The organism is Rahnella perminowiae, assembly GCF_019049695.1.
Classification (GTDB): Bacteria; Pseudomonadota; Gammaproteobacteria; order Enterobacterales; family Enterobacteriaceae; genus Rahnella; species Rahnella perminowiae.
Window position 1 is genome coordinate 1 of record NZ_JAFMOT010000033.1, and the last position, 402, is coordinate 402.

Annotated in this window: 1 protein-coding gene; it reads right to left on the reverse strand. The window is 44.8% G+C overall.

Translation table 11 applies throughout. The annotated features are described in order from the left end of the window. On the reverse strand, nt 1-402 hold a 402-nt coding region (locus J1781_RS00140), incomplete at both ends, for a transglycosylase domain-containing protein (RefSeq protein WP_217232989.1).

Consider the following 402-nt stretch of genomic DNA (forward strand, 5'->3'; position numbering starts at 1 on the left):
ATTAATGGTAAGTTTCACACGCCAGCCCGAATTGATGACAGCTTCGCCATATTGCTCTACCAATGAGGCACGGGTCATTTCTGCCAAATACGGTAAGTTTTTATCAAGCTTTGCTTGGTATAGGCGCAGTCCAATGGGTGCGGCAACCGCTTCGTCGTGTTGCGCTTGGCTAATTGCGCCATTTTTAAGCATCTGACCCAAAATCCAGTTGCGCCGCTCTAACGCGCGCTCAGGGTTGGCAACAGGATTGTATTTGGATGGCGCTTTTGGCAGACCTGCAATCATTGCCATTTCTGCAATGGTTAGGTTATTTAATGATTTACTATAATATTGCTTAGCGGCAGCTTTAATCCCATAGGCACCTTGACCTAGATAGATTTTATTAACATATAAGGTCATGAT